Annotated in this window: 16 protein-coding genes and 1 tRNA gene; 10 read left to right on the forward strand and 7 right to left on the reverse strand. The window is 51.4% G+C overall.

Going from position 1 to position 18,450, the window contains the following annotated elements:
- Nucleotides 1-47 precede the first annotated feature (47 nt).
- The 4 genes from ACYVHB_RS17125 to pfkA all read left to right on the forward strand — a co-directional run bounded on the left by ACYVHB_RS17125 (nucleotide 48) and on the right by pfkA (nucleotide 4,202).
- Complete coding sequence (locus tag ACYVHB_RS17125; RefSeq protein ID WP_461052991.1) at nucleotides 48-854, forward strand: FkbM family methyltransferase; 807 nt, start codon at nucleotides 48-50, stop codon at nucleotides 852-854.
- Nucleotides 851-2,131, forward strand: coding sequence for a glycosyltransferase family 4 protein (locus ACYVHB_RS17130; RefSeq protein WP_461052992.1), 1,281 nt, complete (start codon nucleotides 851-853; stop codon nucleotides 2,129-2,131). The genes ACYVHB_RS17125 and ACYVHB_RS17130 overlap by 4 nt, the downstream gene beginning before the upstream one ends.
- Before the next feature lie 110 nt (nucleotides 2,132-2,241).
- Complete coding sequence (locus ACYVHB_RS17135) at nucleotides 2,242-3,018, forward strand: glycosyltransferase family 2 protein (protein WP_461052993.1); 777 nt, start codon at nucleotides 2,242-2,244, stop codon at nucleotides 3,016-3,018.
- A 209-nt stretch (nucleotides 3,019-3,227) separates the two neighbouring features.
- Entirely contained in the window at nucleotides 3,228-4,202 is a 975-nt protein-coding gene (pfkA, locus tag ACYVHB_RS17140; protein ID WP_461052994.1) for a 6-phosphofructokinase, read from the forward strand.
- Here the strand turns inward: pfkA and ACYVHB_RS17145 are convergent.
- Nucleotides 4,199-4,993 (reverse strand): YdcF family protein, encoded by a 795-nt coding sequence (locus ACYVHB_RS17145; protein ID WP_461052995.1) that lies wholly within the window; start codon nucleotides 4,991-4,993, stop codon nucleotides 4,199-4,201. The two genes, pfkA and ACYVHB_RS17145, sit on opposite strands and share 4 nt — an antisense overlap.
- Nucleotides 4,994-5,092: 99 nt before the next feature.
- Between ACYVHB_RS17145 and ACYVHB_RS17150 the strand changes: the two genes are divergently transcribed.
- On the forward strand, nucleotides 5,093-6,580 hold the full coding sequence (locus ACYVHB_RS17150; protein WP_461052996.1) for a thioredoxin-like domain-containing protein: 1,488 nt from the start codon (nucleotides 5,093-5,095) through the stop codon (nucleotides 6,578-6,580).
- A 206-nt stretch (nucleotides 6,581-6,786) separates the two neighbouring features.
- On the opposite strand, the gene ACYVHB_RS17155 is transcribed toward ACYVHB_RS17150, so the two are convergent.
- On the reverse strand, nucleotides 6,787-7,959 hold the full coding sequence (locus tag ACYVHB_RS17155; RefSeq protein WP_461052997.1) for a cytochrome-c peroxidase: 1,173 nt from the start codon (nucleotides 7,957-7,959) through the stop codon (nucleotides 6,787-6,789).
- Nucleotides 7,960-8,171: 212 nt separating this feature from the next.
- Between ACYVHB_RS17155 and ACYVHB_RS17160 the strand changes: the two genes are divergently transcribed.
- Nucleotides 8,172-8,726, forward strand: a complete 555-nt coding sequence (locus ACYVHB_RS17160; RefSeq protein WP_461052998.1) for an alpha/beta hydrolase — start codon at nucleotides 8,172-8,174, stop codon at nucleotides 8,724-8,726.
- 126 nt (nucleotides 8,727-8,852) lie between these two features.
- Here the strand turns inward: ACYVHB_RS17160 and ACYVHB_RS17165 are convergent, their stop codons facing one another.
- Both ACYVHB_RS17165 and ACYVHB_RS17170 read right to left on the reverse strand, forming a co-directional pair.
- The gene (locus ACYVHB_RS17165; RefSeq protein ID WP_461052999.1) at nucleotides 8,853-9,764 is read right to left on the reverse strand and encodes a DUF58 domain-containing protein; all 912 of its coding nucleotides are present in this window, start codon (nucleotides 9,762-9,764) and stop codon (nucleotides 8,853-8,855) included.
- Nucleotides 9,765-9,890: 126 nt separating this feature from the next.
- Entirely contained in the window at nucleotides 9,891-10,331 is a 441-nt protein-coding gene (locus ACYVHB_RS17170) for a septal ring lytic transglycosylase RlpA family protein (protein WP_461053000.1), read from the reverse strand.
- A 269-nt stretch (nucleotides 10,332-10,600) separates the two neighbouring features.
- Between ACYVHB_RS17170 and ACYVHB_RS17175 the strand changes: the two genes are divergently transcribed.
- Entirely contained in the window at nucleotides 10,601-10,927 is a 327-nt protein-coding gene (locus tag ACYVHB_RS17175; RefSeq protein WP_461053001.1) for a DUF3276 family protein, read from the forward strand.
- 251 nt (nucleotides 10,928-11,178) lie between these two features.
- Nucleotides 11,179-12,279, forward strand: coding sequence for a redox-regulated ATPase YchF (gene ychF / locus ACYVHB_RS17180; RefSeq protein WP_461053002.1), 1,101 nt, complete (start codon nucleotides 11,179-11,181; stop codon nucleotides 12,277-12,279).
- A 3-nt stretch (nucleotides 12,280-12,282) separates the two neighbouring features.
- On the opposite strand, the gene ACYVHB_RS17185 is transcribed toward ychF, so the two are convergent.
- Nucleotides 12,283-13,596: a type IX secretion system plug protein gene (locus tag ACYVHB_RS17185; protein ID WP_461053003.1), complete on the reverse strand. Its 1,314-nt coding sequence runs from the start codon at nucleotides 13,594-13,596 to the stop codon at nucleotides 12,283-12,285.
- Nucleotides 13,597-13,680: 84 nt separating this feature from the next.
- On the opposite strand from ACYVHB_RS17185, the gene ACYVHB_RS17190 reads away from it, so the two are divergent.
- On the forward strand, nucleotides 13,681-14,538 hold the full coding sequence (locus tag ACYVHB_RS17190; protein ID WP_461053004.1) for a DUF3667 domain-containing protein: 858 nt from the start codon (nucleotides 13,681-13,683) through the stop codon (nucleotides 14,536-14,538).
- Nucleotides 14,539-14,639: 101 nt separating this feature from the next.
- On the opposite strand, the gene ACYVHB_RS17195 is transcribed toward ACYVHB_RS17190, so the two are convergent.
- Complete coding sequence (locus ACYVHB_RS17195) at nucleotides 14,640-16,130, reverse strand: Dyp-type peroxidase (protein WP_461053005.1); 1,491 nt, start codon at nucleotides 16,128-16,130, stop codon at nucleotides 14,640-14,642.
- Nucleotides 16,131-16,235: 105 nt separating this feature from the next.
- A complete protein-coding gene (locus ACYVHB_RS17200; protein ID WP_461053006.1) occupies nucleotides 16,236-18,251 on the reverse strand; it encodes an ABC-F family ATP-binding cassette domain-containing protein in 2,016 nt (671 codons plus the stop codon).
- Nucleotides 18,252-18,327: 76 nt separating this feature from the next.
- Here ACYVHB_RS17200 and ACYVHB_RS17205 point away from each other — a divergent pair.
- A tRNA-Thr gene (locus tag ACYVHB_RS17205) sits at nucleotides 18,328-18,403 on the forward strand.
- Nucleotides 18,404-18,450: the final 47 nt, after the last annotated feature.

Consider the following 18,450-nt stretch of genomic DNA (forward strand, 5'->3'; position numbering starts at 1 on the left):
CTTTTTTCAAGGAGAGGGGTTGAGGTGGGGTAATAAACTTCTACTCCATGTGGCTTTTCCGTTACGTGTTCACCAATCTTTACCGGGCGATTCAAACGCCTAACGGTCGGCGGTTGCTGTGGCTATTTCTGCGGTATGCGGGTCGGCCACGGCATCAGTCGGGCAGTATTCCGTTTCTGACGTATCGTTTCCAGGTGCCTGATGCGCTGTCGTTCGTCTGGCAGTTTAAGGAAATTTTCACCGACGAATCGTACCGGTTCGCAACCGACGTTACCAAGCCAGTTATCATTGATTGCGGGGCTAACATCGGCACCAGTTTAGCCTACTTCCGGCAAACCTATCCCCAAGCCCGGATTATTGCGTTTGAAGCCGATCCAGCTATTGGGGTCATACTGGCGCAGAATCTTCAGAGCAACGGTATCCGCGACATCGACGTTATCAACAAAGCGGTATGGATAAACGACGACGGACTTGACTTTGGCAGTGGCGAAGCGGATGCAGCTTCCATGTTTTCGGAGACGGGTCGCCAACGCGTGCCGTCGGTCCGGCTACGCGACTTCCTGCTGCGTGAAACACGCGTCGACATGCTCAAAATTGACATTGAAGGAGCCGAAACTGACGTGTTCATCGACTGTGGCGATGCGCTGGCCCACGTTCGTAACCTGTTCATCGAGTATCACGCCTATGTGGGTCATCCGCAAACGCTTGGACTGATCGTGCGGTTGCTGGAAAATCAGGGATTTCGATATTACATCGACAGCAACCAATCTCGGACGCGGCCGTTGGTCAACCAACGGTATCGGGGTAACGACCTCATGGATTTGCAACTTAACATCTCCGCCTACCGCCCGTGAATGTCGTCCACCTGAGCACATACCACCGGTTCGGCGGAGCAGCCGTTGCCGCCAATCGGCTCCACCGTGCACTGCTGAGTGCTTCGGTCGAGAGCACGATGCTCGTTGGGACATCGAACCGGCAGGAGAAACACCAGCCCGAACGGGGCGTAACGTATTTAGCGAACAATTTTCTGGCCGAGCAAACGGCCTTCGGGCGGTTCGTAGCCGAGCGGCTGTATTTTTTACCGTTCGAGGGTGAGCGGTCCGTGCGTTTTCAGTTTTCACCAGCCGTGTTTGGCACCAACCTGAACTTCCACCCGGCCATTCAGCAGGCCGATGTGTTGCACCTCCACTGGATCAATTTTGGCTTCCTATCCATCGACACGCTTCGTAATTTATTTGCGCTCAGCAAGCCTATCGTCTGGACACTCCACGACCAATGGGCGTTTACGGGAGGCTGTCATTACTCGCGCGGCTGCGACCATTTTCTGAGTCATTGCCATACGTGCCCATACCTCAAAAAGCCAGGAAAGCATGATTTATCGTACCGCGTATTCGAGCAAAAAGTGGGGCTTTTCGACACCGCTAATATTCTGTTTACCCCCCCCAGCCGATGGTTAGCTGACGAAGCTATGCGCAGTACCCTGTTGCGTCGGTTTCCGTTTGCTGTCATTCCCTACGCCATTGATCAGAAGCGATTCTGCCCCGTCGAACGCGCCGAAGCAAACACGTTTCTCGACCTGCCCAACCTAAACCAACCCCGCTTACTTTTCGGCAGTGCGAACGTGACGGATACGCGAAAGGGATTTCACTATTTTGCCGAAGCGCTAACGCTATTACACCAGCAACACCCCGACTTAACGCCCGAAATACTGGTGTTTGGTAAGGGGCGTTCTTACCTGTTCGATCAGCTACCGTACCCAATCCGGGCGTTGGGCATTCTGACCACCGAAGACGAAATTGTGGCCGCTTACAACGCGGCCGACGTGATGGCAGTACCCTCGCTGGAAGATAACCTGCCGAACACCGTTATCGAGTCGCTGGCCTGCGGAACGCCCGTGGTGGCGTTTCGCACGGGCGGCATCCCCGAAATGATCGACCACCAGCAGAACGGTTATCTCGCGGCTGTTGGCTCAGCACAGGAATTAGCCGACGGGCTGGCGTTTGTACTGACGCATCCGAACCCAGAATTGCTCCGCCAGAACGCCCGCCAGTCTGCCGAAGCAAACTTTTCAGAAGACGTGGTGGCGACGCAGCATATTGAGTTATACAGGCAGTTATCAAACAGTTTGTAGTTTTTGAGTTTGTGGTTTGTAGCTGGCTGACGCGTCGGTTATTACGCCGGTCCGCCGGTGCGGTCAGCCAACTACAAACCACAAACTCAAAAACTACAAACCCAAAAACCATGCCCCCCACCGTCTCCATCATCACCATTACCTACAACGCCGAGCGGTTTCTGGAGCGCACGATTCAGAGCGTTGTGGCCCAGCAGGCGACGGATTATGAGTACATTGTAATCGACGGGGCTTCGACGGACGGTACGCTCGCTATTGTCAGAAACTACGAACAGCACGTCACCCACTGGATTTCGGAACCCGACGCCGGGCTGTACGATGCCATGAACAAAGGCCTGCACCGGGCGCAGGGGGAGTACGTTTGGTTTATGAATGCGGGCGACGAACTCCACGACCCGCAAACGCTATCCTGCTTGCTGGAGCGAATTAACACAACGGGAGCCGATGTTTATTACAGCGATGCACTCTTCGTGCGCGATGATGGCGACCGACGCTCCGGCTTCCGAAATACCGGAACGCCGGTCGGCCTGCGCAGCGCCGTTACCCCCCACACGTTGCCTCATAACCTAACCTGGCACGATATGGCGCTGGGGATGAAGGTCTGTCATCAGGCATTCGTGGCCAAACGGACCATCGCTCCCGACTACCCAACCAACAACCTCAGCGCCGATCTGGACTGGGAGATTCGATGTTTGAAAGCAGCGCGGCTTGTTGAGTTTTTACCGTTCGTGCTGTGTCGCTACCTCATTGGTGGCCTGTCGGTTCAGCAGCATCGGCGGTCGCTGACGGACCGATTCAGGGTGCTGGCAGCACACTTTGGACTGTTGCCAACACTGCTTAATCACGGCAAAATCGGTTGGCGGGCGTGGCGATTCGCAAAGGCGTGAGCCATTCGCTGAACATGGTTATCGGGCCATCATCACGATTCTACTGAGCCTGGTTTGCCGTTTGCTCCTGTTTATAAATTTTGCGTGAATCTAAACGGATAATTGGCTGTTTGATGCCTTTTGATTGGGAAATGCGGATAAATTTGCGGGGTTTATTCCGCCAAAATCCCCTTTTCTTGTGCTTTTTCGTTAAAAAATAGACTTAACCGATGAAACGAATTGCTGTTTTTACCTCAGGCGGTGATGCACCGGGAATGAACGCCTGTATCCGGGCGGTCGTTCGGGGAGCGGTCTATCATGGCATTGAGGTATTCGGTATCCGCCGGGGGTATAACGGGATGATAAACGGCGATATTTTTCAGATGTCTTCGCATTCGGTGAGCAACATTGTACAGCGTGGGGGTACTATTCTAAAATCGGCTCGCAGCAAAGAATTCATGACACCCGAGGGTCGGGCCAAGGCCCACGATCAACTCCTGAAATTTGGCATTGAAGGGTTAGTGGCCATCGGCGGGAATGGTACATTTACGGGTGCAACGCTCTTTTTCGATGAGTACGGCATTCCAACCGTTGGTGCCCCCGGCACCATCGACAACGATCTTTACGGTACTGATTATACCATTGGTTTCGACACGGCCGTGAACACCGCCCTCGAAGCCATCGACAAAATCCGGGACACCGCCGACTCGCACGACCGTATCTTTTTCATTGAGGTGATGGGCCGCGATTCCGGCTACATCGCCATACAGTCCGGCATTGCGGGCGGGGCCGAATTAGTGATGGTACCCGAAGTGTTGACGCCTATTTCGGAAGTTGTCGAAACGCTGAAATCTGGGTGGAGCCGTCAGAAATCGTCGTCCATCATCATCGTTGCAGAGGGCGAGGAAGAAGGAAATGCAGCAGAAATAGCCGAGAAAATTCGCTCCCAGGTGCAGCCCGACATCGACATGCGGGTCACGACGCTGGGCCACATTCAGCGCGGGGGCATTCCAACGGCTTACGACCGGATTCTGGCCAGCCGGTTAGGCTTAGGGGCGCTGGAAGGGTTGATGAACGGCGAGAAGAATGTGATGGCGGGCGTTGTCAACAATGAACTGGTCTACACGCCTTTCAAAGACACCATCCGCCTGCCCAAGCCCATCAACGAGGACCTGCTGAGAATGGTGAAGATTTTGAGTGTTTAAATATACCCCACCGCCCAATACACAACGTACCCCACCAATTCTTTTACCAGATGGTACGAATCAGCAAAGGTTTGCTCATGGGGTAGTATATACTCTCCCGGCTCAAACGAACGGCGGCTACTGATGAAACCACCGGGGAAGGGAATTATCTGCACCTTCTCTTTTCGGAAACACGCGGCTGCCCGACGCATGTGCGAAGCCGACGTAACCAACACACAGCGATTTATGCCAAACCGGTCGTGGAGCATCCGGGCCGAGAACTGGGCGTTTTCATGCGTGTTTCGGGACCTGTTCTCCAGAACGATGTCGCCGGGCCGAACGCCCGACAGGGTCAGAAACCGGGCGGTCAGTTGCCCTTCGTCGCTGGCGTTTTTGCGCTGAAACGGTAGATTGCCGGAGCCACCACTAATCAGTATTTTCCGGACAGCACCAATCTTGTACAGGTACAGTGCCTGACCGGCCCGGTCGGCTCCGGGGCCTAACACAAACCGAGTAATTGGTATCTCTTTCGTACCGTTCATTATGCCCCCCGTCAGCACAACCGCAACGGTAGCCGTCGAGTCAGCAGACACCGGCGCGGGCGTTCTTGCCGGAGCAGGATACTCCCATACTATGGCCAGTTCATTGACCAGGGCCGAGTTACCCAAAAGCCAGAACAGACCCAGCCCAACGCCAAGCAGCCGACGCCGACGCACTGAATTTTTCGTGAAATAAGCCAGTAGCAGAACCGCAAAGAGCCAGCCAGCGGGCGTCAGCAGGTAATTCAGGGTTTTAGAAAAGAAGTAAAACATAGACTATGTTGAACATGGCAAGCGTTTTGTAGGCAGTAAGATCAGCCTAAAAACTGTAAATTTGTCGTCACCCTGCCACGAAGATACGTACCTGCCCGTATGAAAAATTGTATGCTGATTGCCCTCGCCGGTTTACTGCTCACCTCGGTTGCCTGGGCGCAGTCAACGCCGACCAAGTCGACCGAAAGCTTCAGAATAGCCGGTCGCGTCAACGGTTTAAAAGACACAACGGTTGTGCTGGCTCACTACTTCGGGCCTACACAATACTTCCCCAAAGACACCGCCCGCGTCGACGGAACGGGCAATTTCGTCTTCGAGGGTACTAAATCGTTGCCGACCGGGCTGTACCTCGTCGTGATGCCTAAGCATGGCATCCTTCAATTTCTGATCCCCGACGCCAACCAACAGTTCTCATTCCAGACCGATACGTCGAACGTTGTTAAAAATATGACCGTGACGGGTTCTAAGGAGAACGAATTATTTTATACCTACCAACAGCAGCTTGGCAAATTGAGCGAGGAAGCCCAGGTTCTGAATCTGCAAAAAAAACTGCGCAATGATGCCGCGTCGACAGCATTAGCCAACCAGCAGATGGCTGCTCTGCAAAAACAAGCGCAGACCCAGCGGGAGCAGTTTTTCAATGAGAACAAGGGCACGTTTGCCGTTAAACTCCTGAAAACTGCGGCCGAACCCGAAGTGCCGCCCGCGCCCAAAGCCGCCAACGGTCGCCCTGACTCTGTTTGGGTGTTCAACTACTTTAAAAGTCACTTCTGGGACGATTTTGATTTCGCCGACGAGCGGTTCGTGCGGTCGCCTTTTTTGCAGCAGAAAATTGATCGATACATCAAGGAGTTAACCGTGCAGACGGCGGACTCACTCATTAAAGAAGCCGATCTGGTGGTTGGCAAGGCACTGGCAGGCAAGAACAAAGACGTAAAAGCATACACCATCTGGTACATCACGAGCCAGTATGAGCAACCCAAAGTGGTAGGAACCGATGGATTGTACGTCCACATGTTTGAGAAGTATTACGCCACCGGCGTCATGCCCACCACTGACACGTCGACGATTCGTAAAATTGGCGAGCGGGTTGCCACGCTCAAACCCACACTGGTAGGCAAAAAACTCGTAGCGCCCGTCGTGAGCGATACCCTCCGTCGGCCCATTGTTTTGTCCGCTATCAAAGCCGATTACACCGTCGTGTACTTTTACGCTCCCCACTGCGGACATTGCCGGGAGAGTGCGCCTAAGCTCAAGAAATTTGTGGACGACTACAAAGGAAAGGGCATCGAAGTGTTTGCCATTCCCGTTGAAGACACCCCTGAGGAGTGGAAAAAATTCATTCGGGAGTTCAAACTCGAAAAAGCAATCAACGGCTTCGACTATGCATCCCGCACGAACTACCGGCAGCAGTACGACGTGTGGACCACGCCGACCCTTTACATCCTCGATAAGAACAAGACGATTCTCGCCCGGAAACTGCCCACTGAGGATATCGAAAACTTTATCCTCTTCCACAAAAAGCAGCAGCTTGCCAAAAAACCCGCCGTCGCTCCAGCTAATGCCAAGGCGAGCGTAAATAAGTAGGTTGGAAAATTTTGATTACAGCATCTTAATACAAAGTGCTACGGTGAGTCCAAATGGCTCACCGTAGCACTTTGTATTATTTTTATAGCTGACGCATAACTCAGATTGTGTTATTTGACTTTTATCATAAATCGGACAGAAAGGCTGATTAATTCCATTACTCGGAAAATTCAACAAGCTTGAATATACAAAGAAGCTCAACCAGGCTACCGGATATTGCCACCCGGCTTGAGACCACTGGGAACACGAACTGGAATCGTCTTATCAAAATCAGGATCGCTCAGGGCGTTCATAAACGAAATGAGTTGCCCCTGCTCAGTTGTGCCCAGGGCGATCCGCTGCAGTTTTGCGTCTAATTGCTGCACTGGTACGTGTGGATTTTGTGAAATAGGCTCGCCGATATCGTCATAAAACTTCATCACCTGATTCAGCGTCTGAAAAACCCCGTTGTGCATGTAGGGGGCCGTCAGCCCCACGTTTCGCAGCGAGGGGGTGCGGAACGCATACGTGCCACTGGCGCCCGCGTCAGAACTGGCCAGTTTAACGTTGTCTGGCACCGACAGTATGTGCAGTTGATAGTCAGAAAACATTGGTCCCGAATGGCAAATGGGACAGCCTTCATCCTTAAATAGCTGCATCCCCTTTATTTGCCCTTCAGTAAGCGCCGTTTTATTACCCTTTTGGTAGCGGTCGAAGGGCGAATTCATGGCAACTAAGGTGCGCTCGAAGGCCGAAATTGCCTTGCTAATAGTAGCCCCTGTAATAGCTTGGTTACTGCCAAAGGCGATCTGAAACAGTTGTCGGTATTCAGCAATTTTTGTTAATCGGGCTACCAGACTGTCTACCGTAACGGCTTCACTGTAGGCATGGCCGCGCATTTCCTCAAAGGTCATCAGCGGATTGGTCACCTGATTTTCCAGACTTTGGATACGCGAATCCCAGAACATCGGCGCGGTTAAGGGTACATAATTCCCATCGAGATCCATACCATTAAAGACCGCATTAAGTATAGTCTGCGTATTTCGCTTCGTAACCGTCACGTCGTTAGGCCGCAGAAACCGGCGGTTTTGCCCGTAGCCAACGGCATTGGGACCCAGCGACAAGTCTAAGCCATCGGTATAGGCATCATTAGGGTGATGGCAGGTAGCACAGGCTACGTCTTTACCGCCCGACAGGATTGGGTCCCAAAACAGCGCCTGACCAAGCGCAGCCGTAGCATCGGTAATTGGTCTACTGACGGGAGAGGGGGCCGGAACGGGCTGGTTCGATTGACTGACTGCGGGAGCGATGGTCGTAGTGGGGTCCTCTTTTGTACACGCTTGGATAACAACGATAAAAAAAATAACTATTGTGAGCAGTGCCAATAGATGTTTGCGCATAACAGGGGCAGATTGATGGCAAATAACAGGTTAATGGTTTATTTAATTACTCGTCAAAGATCAGTTGTAAAGTGCTCTCATCTGATTATGCTTATTCTTGCGTTGCCCAGGCGAATAGTCGCAAACTACCCTTCATATTGGCGTAAATGCCCATGTCGCTACAAACGAGCCTGTTCTAACTTTGTCCAACACTAATTTAATAGCAAACAAACATGAGCAGTACCAATAAGCATATGCTATTTATACAAGGAGGAGGAAGTAAAGAGGACTATGAGGCAGACAAAATCCTCGTTGATTCATTGCAGGAAAGTTTAGGAGAAGCTTATTGTATGCATTATCCTCGCTTACCCAATGAATCTGCCCCAGATTTAGGGAGGATTAAGCAGATTGGCAAAGAAATTTCGCTGATTGGGGGAGAACTTATTTTGGTCGGACACTCCTTGGGAGCATCCATGCTTTTGAAATACTTTTCCGAAAGCGAAATCAAGAAGAAGATTACAGCTATTTTTCTAATTTCTACACCGTTTTGGAGTGGTGATGAAGATTGGAAAGAAGGGTTTAAACTGCAAGAACATTTTGCGGATAAGTTGTCCAGTGAGGTTCCAATTTTTCTTTACCACTGCCACGATGATGAGGAGGTGCCGTTTGCACACCTTGCCATTTATAGGCAAAAATTACCTTGGGCGACTTTCCGAGAAATAGCCAGCGGAGGTCATCAACTTAACAATGACCTCACGATTGTAGCGAATGATATAAAATCATTGTGAAAATCAAAGCTCAGTTGCTTGATCAATCTCAGCTTAAGCAACCGCACATAAGCACCGAGGTTATCCAAAACGTCGCTTATCTAACCCTATATGCTGACAAGTAGAGAGCGGCAGTCTGATATTCGGCTACCTCATCTTCGTTCGCTTCACCAAGTACGATGTCAGAATCTGGTCGAAGCCCTGGGCAATGTCGGCCTCGACAAAGTCAATTTTGTACTGCCCACAGCGCATTTTCAACTCCTGGAAATACGTTTTCACCGCCTGCTGATACGTATCACGTACCTGACCCGGTTGTAGCTTCACGGTCTCGCCCGTTTCGAGGTCGATGAATTCGTAAGGCCGCTCATCGAACGCAAAGTCTTCCTCGGTTTTCTTGTCTGTAACGTGAAAAATCAGCACTTCATGCAGGTTGTGACGCAGGTGCTGCAGGGCCGAAAAGAGCGCGTCACTCTTCTCACTATTCTCGAACATATCGCTGAAAATCACCACCAACGACCGCTTATTGATTTTTTCGGCAACCTGATGAATTACATCGGCGGCCGATGTTTTGCGCAGCGGCTTGGGTTGCGCCATCAACAGGTCTAACTGCGTGAAGAGTTTGTGAACATGCGACGGCGTCGACTTCACCGGCGTTTGCACCTCAATCGTATCGGCAAACGTCGTCAGGCTAACGGCGTCTTTCTGGCGTTGGAGCATATAGGCTAAGCACGCGGCCGCCATTACGCTGAATGTCATTTTGCCGTAGTTAGCCTCCGGATAATACATCGACGACGAGGTGTCGATGAGGAGGTGACAGCGTAGGTTGGTTTCCTCTTCGTAGCGCTTTACGAACAGTTTCTCCGTCTTGCCAAATACCTTCCAGTCGATGTGGCGCGTGGTCTCGCCGGTATTGTATAGCCGGTGTTCGGCGAACTCGACCGAGAAGCCATGAAAGGGCGATTTGTGCAAACCCGTAATGAAGCCTTCGACCAACTGACGGGCCAGAAACTCGACATTGCCGTAGGAGCGTACCTGACCTAAATTCAGCGGTTGTTTCATTCTATAAACTTTGCCAAAGTTTCGGACTTTGCCAAGGAATGAGCCATAAAAAACGTCCGCCCGATGCACTGGCAGGATTTGCACAGAAGAGCGTCGGGCGGATAGGTATCACGGATCGGGGCCACCTTACATCACCGGTTCCAGCATCGGCTGGTGGGCAACTGGATTGGCAAATGGGTTTGTCAGCGGAGCTAACGCGATGGCGCGGCCTTTGCCAACAACCCGCAGCGATACATTGACAACCCCTTTTGAGATCATTCCCAGCGCGTGAGCGGCTGCGTGGGTAATGTCGATTACGCGGCCTTTGGCGAATGGACCACGATCATTGATTCGTACGATTACGGAGCGTTGGTTGTCTAAATTGGTAACCTCAACCAGCGTATTCAGGGGATAAGTAAGGTGGGCACCTTCGAGGGCTTCGGGTCTGACACGCTCGCCATAAGCGGTTTTGCGACCTGCAAATTTTTTGGCATAAAACGATGCTTTCCCTTTCTGTAGGAGACCCGGAAGCGTTTCAACTGGTTTCATATTGCTAAAAAACAACATGAATGACATGATTAAATTCATACAGTTCTCGGTTAGGTGATACCACTTGGACAGTAGGTTTACCAACCTCATCCAGTGACTTCGTCTTTGAAAAGTGCAAATTCTCGAAAACAAAAATAGTAGAGATGAGGCTTACCACCAAACCATTAGCCAAAAAACTGGGGCACGAACGCTACAATAGCTGCACTTCATGTAGCTGTTTTACCCCGAAATATACTTTGCCAAATCTTTTCGTTCTTGTACGAATGCCTGTACTTTAGCGTCTATGAACACACTAAACCTAACGCATTGTGGACGAACGTGAACAGGAGAAAATTTATTCTAAACGGGTTCGGGCGGGGAAACGCACTTATTTTTTCGATGTAAAATCTACCCGTGCCAACGATTACTACATTACGATTACCGAGAGTCGACGGCAGGCACAGGGCGAGGGGTTCACCTACGAAAAGCAAAAACTGTTTCTGTACAAAGAAGACTTCCATAAGTTCATCGACGCCCTGCAGGAAACCGTCGACCACGTTAAAACAGACCTGCTACCTGATATTGATTTTGCACAGTTTGTACGGCCCGAACGCGACGAGCAAACCGACTTTACCAGTGAACTTAAGTGGGAATAAATCTGCGCCTATGCGATATGTATACTGATTAAAGTTCCACGTTCAGACTTGCTCCAGCAATGCCCCCGTACGCTTTCGGCCCTGTCGAAGGCTTTTTTTCGGTCCGTCGTTACGGCGGTCCGCCATCGCGGTTGTAAATTTGTACGGAAACTTAAAGAGCGAATGAGTGAAAGAGCGAGAGAACGAAGATTCAGCCTGTTGCTCTTCACTCATACGCTCTTTCGCTCATTCGCTCATTCACTCTTTCTCTTATGGGTTTACAATGTGGTATTGTGGGGTTGCCAAACGTTGGCAAATCGACGCTGTTTAATGCAATTTCGAGCGGTAAGGCCGAAGCGGCCAATTATCCATTCTGTACGATAGAACCCAACGTGGGCGTGGTAACCGTACCCGACGAACGCTTAGACGCGCTCGAAGGCCTGGTGAAGCCACAGCGGGTGGTGCCTACCATTATTGAGTTTGTCGACATTGCCGGATTGGTGAAAGGAGCCAGTCAGGGTGCGGGATTGGGTAATAAGTTTTTAGCCAACATCCGCGAGGTCGATGCCATTGTGCACGTTATCCGGTGTTTCGAGGACGACAACATCGTACACGTCGAAGGCAAAGTCAACCCCGTTTCGGACAAGGAAATCATCGACGCCGAACTCCAACTGAAAGACCTGGAGTCAGTCGACAAGAAAATTCAGCGGCTCGAAAAAGGTGCCCGCGCGGGCGACGCCAAAGCAAAAGCGGAACTGGAAGTGCTGAAGCAATTCAAGACGGCGCTGGAAGCGGGTAAAAGTGCCCGCACGGTCAACGTATCAGCCGAAGAGCGTGAAGCGGCCATCAGTGATATTTCCCTACTGACGGTGAAGCCCGTTATTTACGTGGCCAACGTTGATGAAGGGTCGCTGCCCAATGGCAATGCTTATTCTGACGCGCTCAAAGAAGCTGTCAAAGACGAAGGAGCCGAGGTGATTGTTATCAGCGCGGGCATCGAATCGCAGATTGCCGAGATAGACGATCCTGAGGAGCGCGAGCTGTTCCTGAGCGAATACGGCCTCACTGAATCGGGACTGAATAAGCTCATCAAGGCGTCTTACCGGCTGCTGGGGCTGATCACGTACTTCACGGCGGGGGTGAAAGAAGTCCGTGCGTGGACCATTCATCGGGGCTGGAAGGCTCCGCAGGCGGCCGGCGTCATTCACTCCGATTTTGAGCGTAAGTTCATCCGGGCGCAGGTAATGAAAATTCCCGATTTCACCCAGTTCAAGACTGAAGCGGGCGTCCGGGAAGCGGGCAAGTTGGCCGTTGAAGGCAAAGAATACGTCGTGCAGGACGGCGACGTAATGGAGTTTCTGCACAGCGCGTAAACGTTACCTCCGTTTATTCACCCCCACCCGCCGATACGACACCAACTGATCGGCGCGGCTGGCCGGGGGGCGGTGATACACGAACACTTCGTAGTCGTTTTCGGTAGATGAGTAGCTGCCTTCAATGTACGTTTCGTCCACGCGGGGCTGCGGCCCCGTTGTCAGCACGGCGTAATTATAATTATAAACGCCCTGCTTGAGCAGGAAAGCAGCCCGGTAAACCCCCAATGCCGGGTCGAAGGTCATGCGGTTGCGGTCGTTGAGTTGCCAGAGATTGAATCCACCATTGACAAACACATCTGCCCCCGGAATATCGGCCGTTTTGAGGGTGAACACCATTTCGACATAGTCGCCGTTGGTAGCGCCGTTGCCCGTTTCGCGGTGGTCGATTACGTACTGCCCGTTAAAATCGTCGCTTTGAATGTAGGCACCCCGGCTGCGGGGCTGATCGACTTGCACATAAGCGATATTACGGTCGGCAGGGCGGTCGATGCGGTCGATGTAGTTGGCGCGGGAAAGCACAGTCCGCGTATCGAAAAATCGAAACTCGTTACCACCGGGCATGGTGTTGCTCAGATCCACCACCCGGTATTCCAGCACCTGATCGAAGGCCCGCACGTTGGTTGGCCGCAACCCCCGAATCGTGCGGTCGTCGCGGTAATTCTGGCGAATCACCACCCGAAAATCGTCCTGGGGCGAAATAACCTGGTATCCTTTGTAGTCGATGGTCAGGTCGATTTGCTGATCGGTAAATTGCCGGGCCGGATCGGTTGAGAAGCGCACCCCCGCCCCCACCGTCAACCGATTTTGGTAGGTGCAAAACCGGCGTGTCAGAATTATGTTCTCACGGTTGCGTTCGTCGTATACCACGAGCAGGTAATTACCCGGCAATTTGACGCGCGGCACCGTAAACCGGTAATGATAGTACGGAAGCTTGGTATTGATCGAGACCTGATAGTCCGTAATTGGATTGTCGTTGTACTCGTAGGTAAACTCAATGTCGTTCAGCACCGACCGCTGCCAGTCGGCGTTGCAGTGAATGAGCCGGGCGCGAAACGAGCGGTAATTAGCCGTCAGATCATCGAATTCGAGTTGAAGGGGCACCTGCTCATCGAGCGCTACCACGGGCGGATTCAGCGTTAGTGACGGATTGGATGATGAGAGGTCGTTCGGGTTACCGCCAACCACGGGGAACAGCAGCACCGTTTGCACCTGCGGGTCATAAGTCTGGTCGACGTTCTGGAGTTGCGGCTGCGCCTGTGCAATGGATAGTGAGCAATGAATAATGAATAAGGCCAGTCGACAGTACGTACGCATTCAGCGGAAATTTTGATTGGTAAGGCGGTTCGTAAAGTAAACGCAGAGACCTCGGTGTAGTTGTGCAAAAGGACGAAAAACAGAATGCTCATACTGAATGATTTAGTATTTTGCAGCCGCTCCCATTTCACCCTTCCGCTCATGACGCTGACCACCGTAAAGACGTGCCCAAACTGCTCGGCGGACCTGGAAACTACGTACGCCTTTTGCCCTCAGTGTGGCCAAACCACCCACATTCATCGCTTCAATCTGCCGCACATTTTCCATGAGTTCGTTCATGCTTTCACGCATGCCGACAAAGGCGTGTTGTTTTTAATCAGGAGTTTGGCGCGTCGACCTGGCATTACAGCCCGGGAGTATGTGCTGGAAGGCAAACGCAAAAAATACTTCAATCCGTTTACGTTTCTGCTGATTGTGCTGGGTCTCAACATATCCGTCAACATTCTCGTAAAGCCTTACACGAAAGACAATTCCCCTCAACAGTCAGCAACGCCACGCGTAACGCCAACTATTCCGAAAGAAAATTTGCCTTACATTCAACGCCAACGGGCGGCAAGTTCATACATCGAAAAACACATCAACGTCGTCGGTTTGCTGGCCATTCCTGTGTTTGCGCTTATCTTCTGGTTATTTTTCCGGCGAACCGGCATCAACTACTCAGAACATTTGGTGGCTCACATCTTCTTTGCAGGTTCCTTTTCGCTCTTCAGTATCATTGCAACACTGCTGTTAGGCTTTGTATTTAATCAGTACCTGTCTTATCTAAACCGGTTTCTCCTGCTTTTTCAGTTGGTTTATTTAACCATTGCTTACCATCAATTCATAGGCTACGAGCGGCCAATTCGATACCTCAAGACCGGCGTGGCAACCTTACTGGCACTCATAACCTGGTTTATTGCGTCGGGAGGAGCCGTTCTTCTGTACGTTTATTTTGGTCCGTAACAGAAAAAAACCGGCAGAACGCCGGTTTTTTTCTGTTACGGGTTGCCATTCGATCTGCAGACGCGCCAATTAATACAATTTGTGCCGGCTGTCAAACAAGATTATAACCCTTTGAAGAACGTGAGTGAGGGTGCAAAAAAATACTCACCGCCCTTCATGGTCACAAAGTTTCCAAAATCGTCGAACGATTTTGAGTTTGCCGGATTGCTGTTGTTATAAACTTTCGGAAACTTGTGTGTAATCTTACCGCCAGCGGGTACCTGACCGATGGCGGGGTCGATACCAGTGGTAAGCCCATCATTTCTTTGCGGAAAGTTGATCAAGTTCGCCCAGTTTTTTTGCGTGAATTCGAACTGATTGGCAATGTCGCTTTGAAAACTGGCAAAAAGTAACCCTACGTTTTCGGTAGGCATTTCCTCGATATCCGGTTCGTCTTTCGGTTCAATCAGGCGTTCACCGTACGTTATTCCCCGGCGGGCCATCAGGTGTCCCCGCTCATCAGCGGGCGATTCAAAGCCGCCCGTGCCGCGTGGATTAGTTTTGCGAATGTGGCCCTGAAATGGGCAGCGTCCTCCGCTAAGATCGTCTATACCAGCCACTTTCTGCCCGTAATTGAAGTCGTTAATTTTACCGATTTGATTGTCAAGAAGCGACACCGAGTCCGCCGTTTTACTCATGGTGACCGGCATCCCATTCTCGAAACGGCCCACGACCAATGCCCCGGCCAGTTCTCTTTCCTCCTCGCGCTGCTCTTCAGTCAGGCCAGGGGCGCTACCCAACGCCAGTGCGGTAGCCAGCAGACCTTCCGTTTTCTTGAAACCACGCACGTTCTGCTCCAGTTTACGGAACACGTAGTAGCTGCCGAATGACTTGCCAGGAGTGCCCAGCGGGTCGTCTACCAACACCAGACTCAGTGGAGCTATCGGGTCCCAGTGATTATGTAGCAGGGGAGGACTCTGCGTAAAGAAATCGGGTTGGCTGATGCCGTCCACGTAACCGAAATGTTCGAGGTGATCGCCAACTGCATTCGTGAACCCTTTGCCATATTCAGCCGCCAGAATCTTTGCCTTGCCCGCTTCACGCAGGACACCACTAAATTCAATCATCTTTGCCCGCAGTGTAGCTTCTACGCCATGGGCAAATAAAAACAAGGCATCACCATTGCTTTGGTAGCCAACTTCCCAGTCGTCAACGAGCGGATCGTGCAGGTCGTCCTGCGACGCCTTCATGCCGTTTTGAAACAGACTGTCGAATTGATTCAGATCCGTAAACCCCAGCTTGTTATACCCTTGAGCGGTCAGATATAAACCCCGGAAAAACTTTTGAGTTGGGACCTTCCCCGCTTTTTTCTGCTGCTTGAACAGATCAGTATCGGCCTTCTGCTGTTTAGTGGACGTGATGCGGCCCGATGTAGCCAGTTTCTTCAAAAATGCCCGTATCTCAGCACGCTTGGCCGGGTTGAACTGAACGAGCAACTGCCCCGTGAAGTTACGGCCGTGCGAGGTAAGGATGTTGCCCTGCAAATCGCCGGTGATGGCTAAATAATTTGGATCAGTCTGACTGACTCCCGGTTTGGTCAAATCTAATGGCATGGTAGTAGGGTTTAACGTTAAAAAGACTGGTAGTAAAAGTAATACCTTTACTACCAGTCTTTTAGCGTACAATTCCTACTCTTCAAGGCGTATTTCTACGCAACTTCACGCCAATTTCTTTTCCCATTCTTCAGCTTCCAGCATCGCGGTTTCCCACTGAGTCTGGAGCGCGTCTAATTGATGCGACAAGTGCTTATATTCGTCGTTCTTCGCCTGCATTTTGCGGCTGTCACCGTAGGTAGCGGGGTCGGCGAGTTCAGCTTCGAGTTTCTTTTTCTGACTCTCTAAGCGGCTAATCTCCGTTTCGGCTTCTTCGGCCTGGCGAGTCAGGGTCTTCAGCGTTTTCTGCCATTCTTTGCGTTCCTCATCTGAGACCCGCCCATTCGTGCCCGGCTTATGACCATTACTGGCACTGCCGTTTCCATTTGTGGCCCCGCCTGAATTGACATGACCGTTGGTGGCGGGTTGACTGACAGGCTGCGTCTTCGGGGCTTCAGCCGGTTTGTCGGCAACAAATCCCTGTTGTTTGCGCTCTTCCTGCCACCATTCATACTCATCATACGTACCGGGGTATTCCTTAATCTGCCCGTCTTCAATGTACCAGATTTTATTGGCGATCTGCGAGACGAAATACCGGTCGTGGGAGACGACGACGTACGTGCCTTCGTACTGATTCAACGCCTGTATCAGAATGTTGACCGACTGCATGTCTAAGTGGTTGGTCGGTTCATCTAAGAGCAGGAAGTTGGCCTGCGAGAGCAACACCTTCGCCAGCGCCACCCGAGACTTTTCGCCCCCCGACAGCACCTTAATTTTCTTAAACACGTCGTCGCCCGAGAACAGAAAGCAACCCAGCACACCCCGCAGTTCCCCATCCGACTTCGTTGGATTCGCCTGTTTGAGTTCGTCCAGCATCGAATCGTCCACGCGCAGCGACTCAAGCTGGTGCTGCGCGTAGAAGCTGAACGAAACGTTGTAGCCCAACTGCCGCTCCCCTTCGATGGGTTCGGAGCCGGAAATGATGCGCAGCAGCGTCGATTTGCCGCGTCCGTTGGCCCCAATCAGCGCTACTTTATCACCCCGTTCGAGCCGGGCTGTCGTGCTTTTCAGGATACGTTTTTCGCCGTACGCCTTCGATATATTATCTAAGTGCAGAATGTGCCGACCCGGTTGCTGCGAGAAGTTAAACTTGAAATTAACCCGTGCGTTACTGTCAATCACGTCGTCGACCAACTCCATCCGTTCGAGTTGTTTAACCCGGCTTTGGGCTTGCTTGGCTTTGGACGCTTTCGCTTTAAAACGCTCGATAAACCGCTCCGTTTGCCGGATTTTCGCCTGCTGATTTTCAAAAGCTCCTTTTTGAATCTCGTTCCGCTGCGCCTTCTCTTCGATGTAATACGAATAGTCTCCCGCGTAATAATTCAACTTCGCCCCCGACACCTCAACAATCGTATCGACCACATTATCAACGAATTCGCGGTCGTGGGAAACCACGATAACGGCTCCTTCGTAATTCTGAACGTATTTTTCGACCCACTGAATCGACGGTAGGTCAAGGTGGTTGGTCGGCTCATCGAGCATCAACAGCGACGGCTTTTGCAACAGCAGTTTGGCGAGCATAACCCGCATCCGCCAGCCACCCGAAAACAGCTTCAGGGGACGGTGCAGATCATCGGTCGAGAAACCGAGACCTTCCAGAATTTCTTCGGCTTTGGATTGAATCGTGTAGCCGTCGAGGGCGTCGAACTCTTCCTGCACCTTGCCGAGCTTATCGACTAATTCATCGCGGTAATTGGTTTCCATCTGGTGGAGCAACTCCTCAATCTGCTCATGCAGTTCGTTCTGCCGGGCAAAGGCCTGCATAGCCACCGACAGAATCGAATCGTCGGTTTGGTACGACAGCAAATCCTGATTCAGGAAGCCAATTGTTACGTCGCCCGCTTTGGAAATAATACCGCCGTCGGGTTGGTATTCGCCATTGATAATACGTAATAGCGTAGACTTACCGGTGCCGTTGAGACCAATCAGACCGATTTTTTGACCGGGTTTGATGTGCAGCGAGGCATTGTCGTAGAGTGCCCGGCTACCGATAAAATAAGAAAGGTTCGTAATGGAAATCATGGATGCAAAATTACCGAAAAGAGAACGGATACTTGCATTATTAAATTCCGACCGGCTATATTTGCACTCGCAAAAAGCCTCCTTAGCTCAGTTGGTAGAGCACTTCATTCGTAATGAAGGGGTCGTAGGTTCAAGTCCTATAGGAGGCTCCAAACATAAAAAACCGAAGTCATCACGACTTCGGTTTTTTTATGCCCAC

Source organism: Spirosoma arcticum (assembly GCF_054779955.1).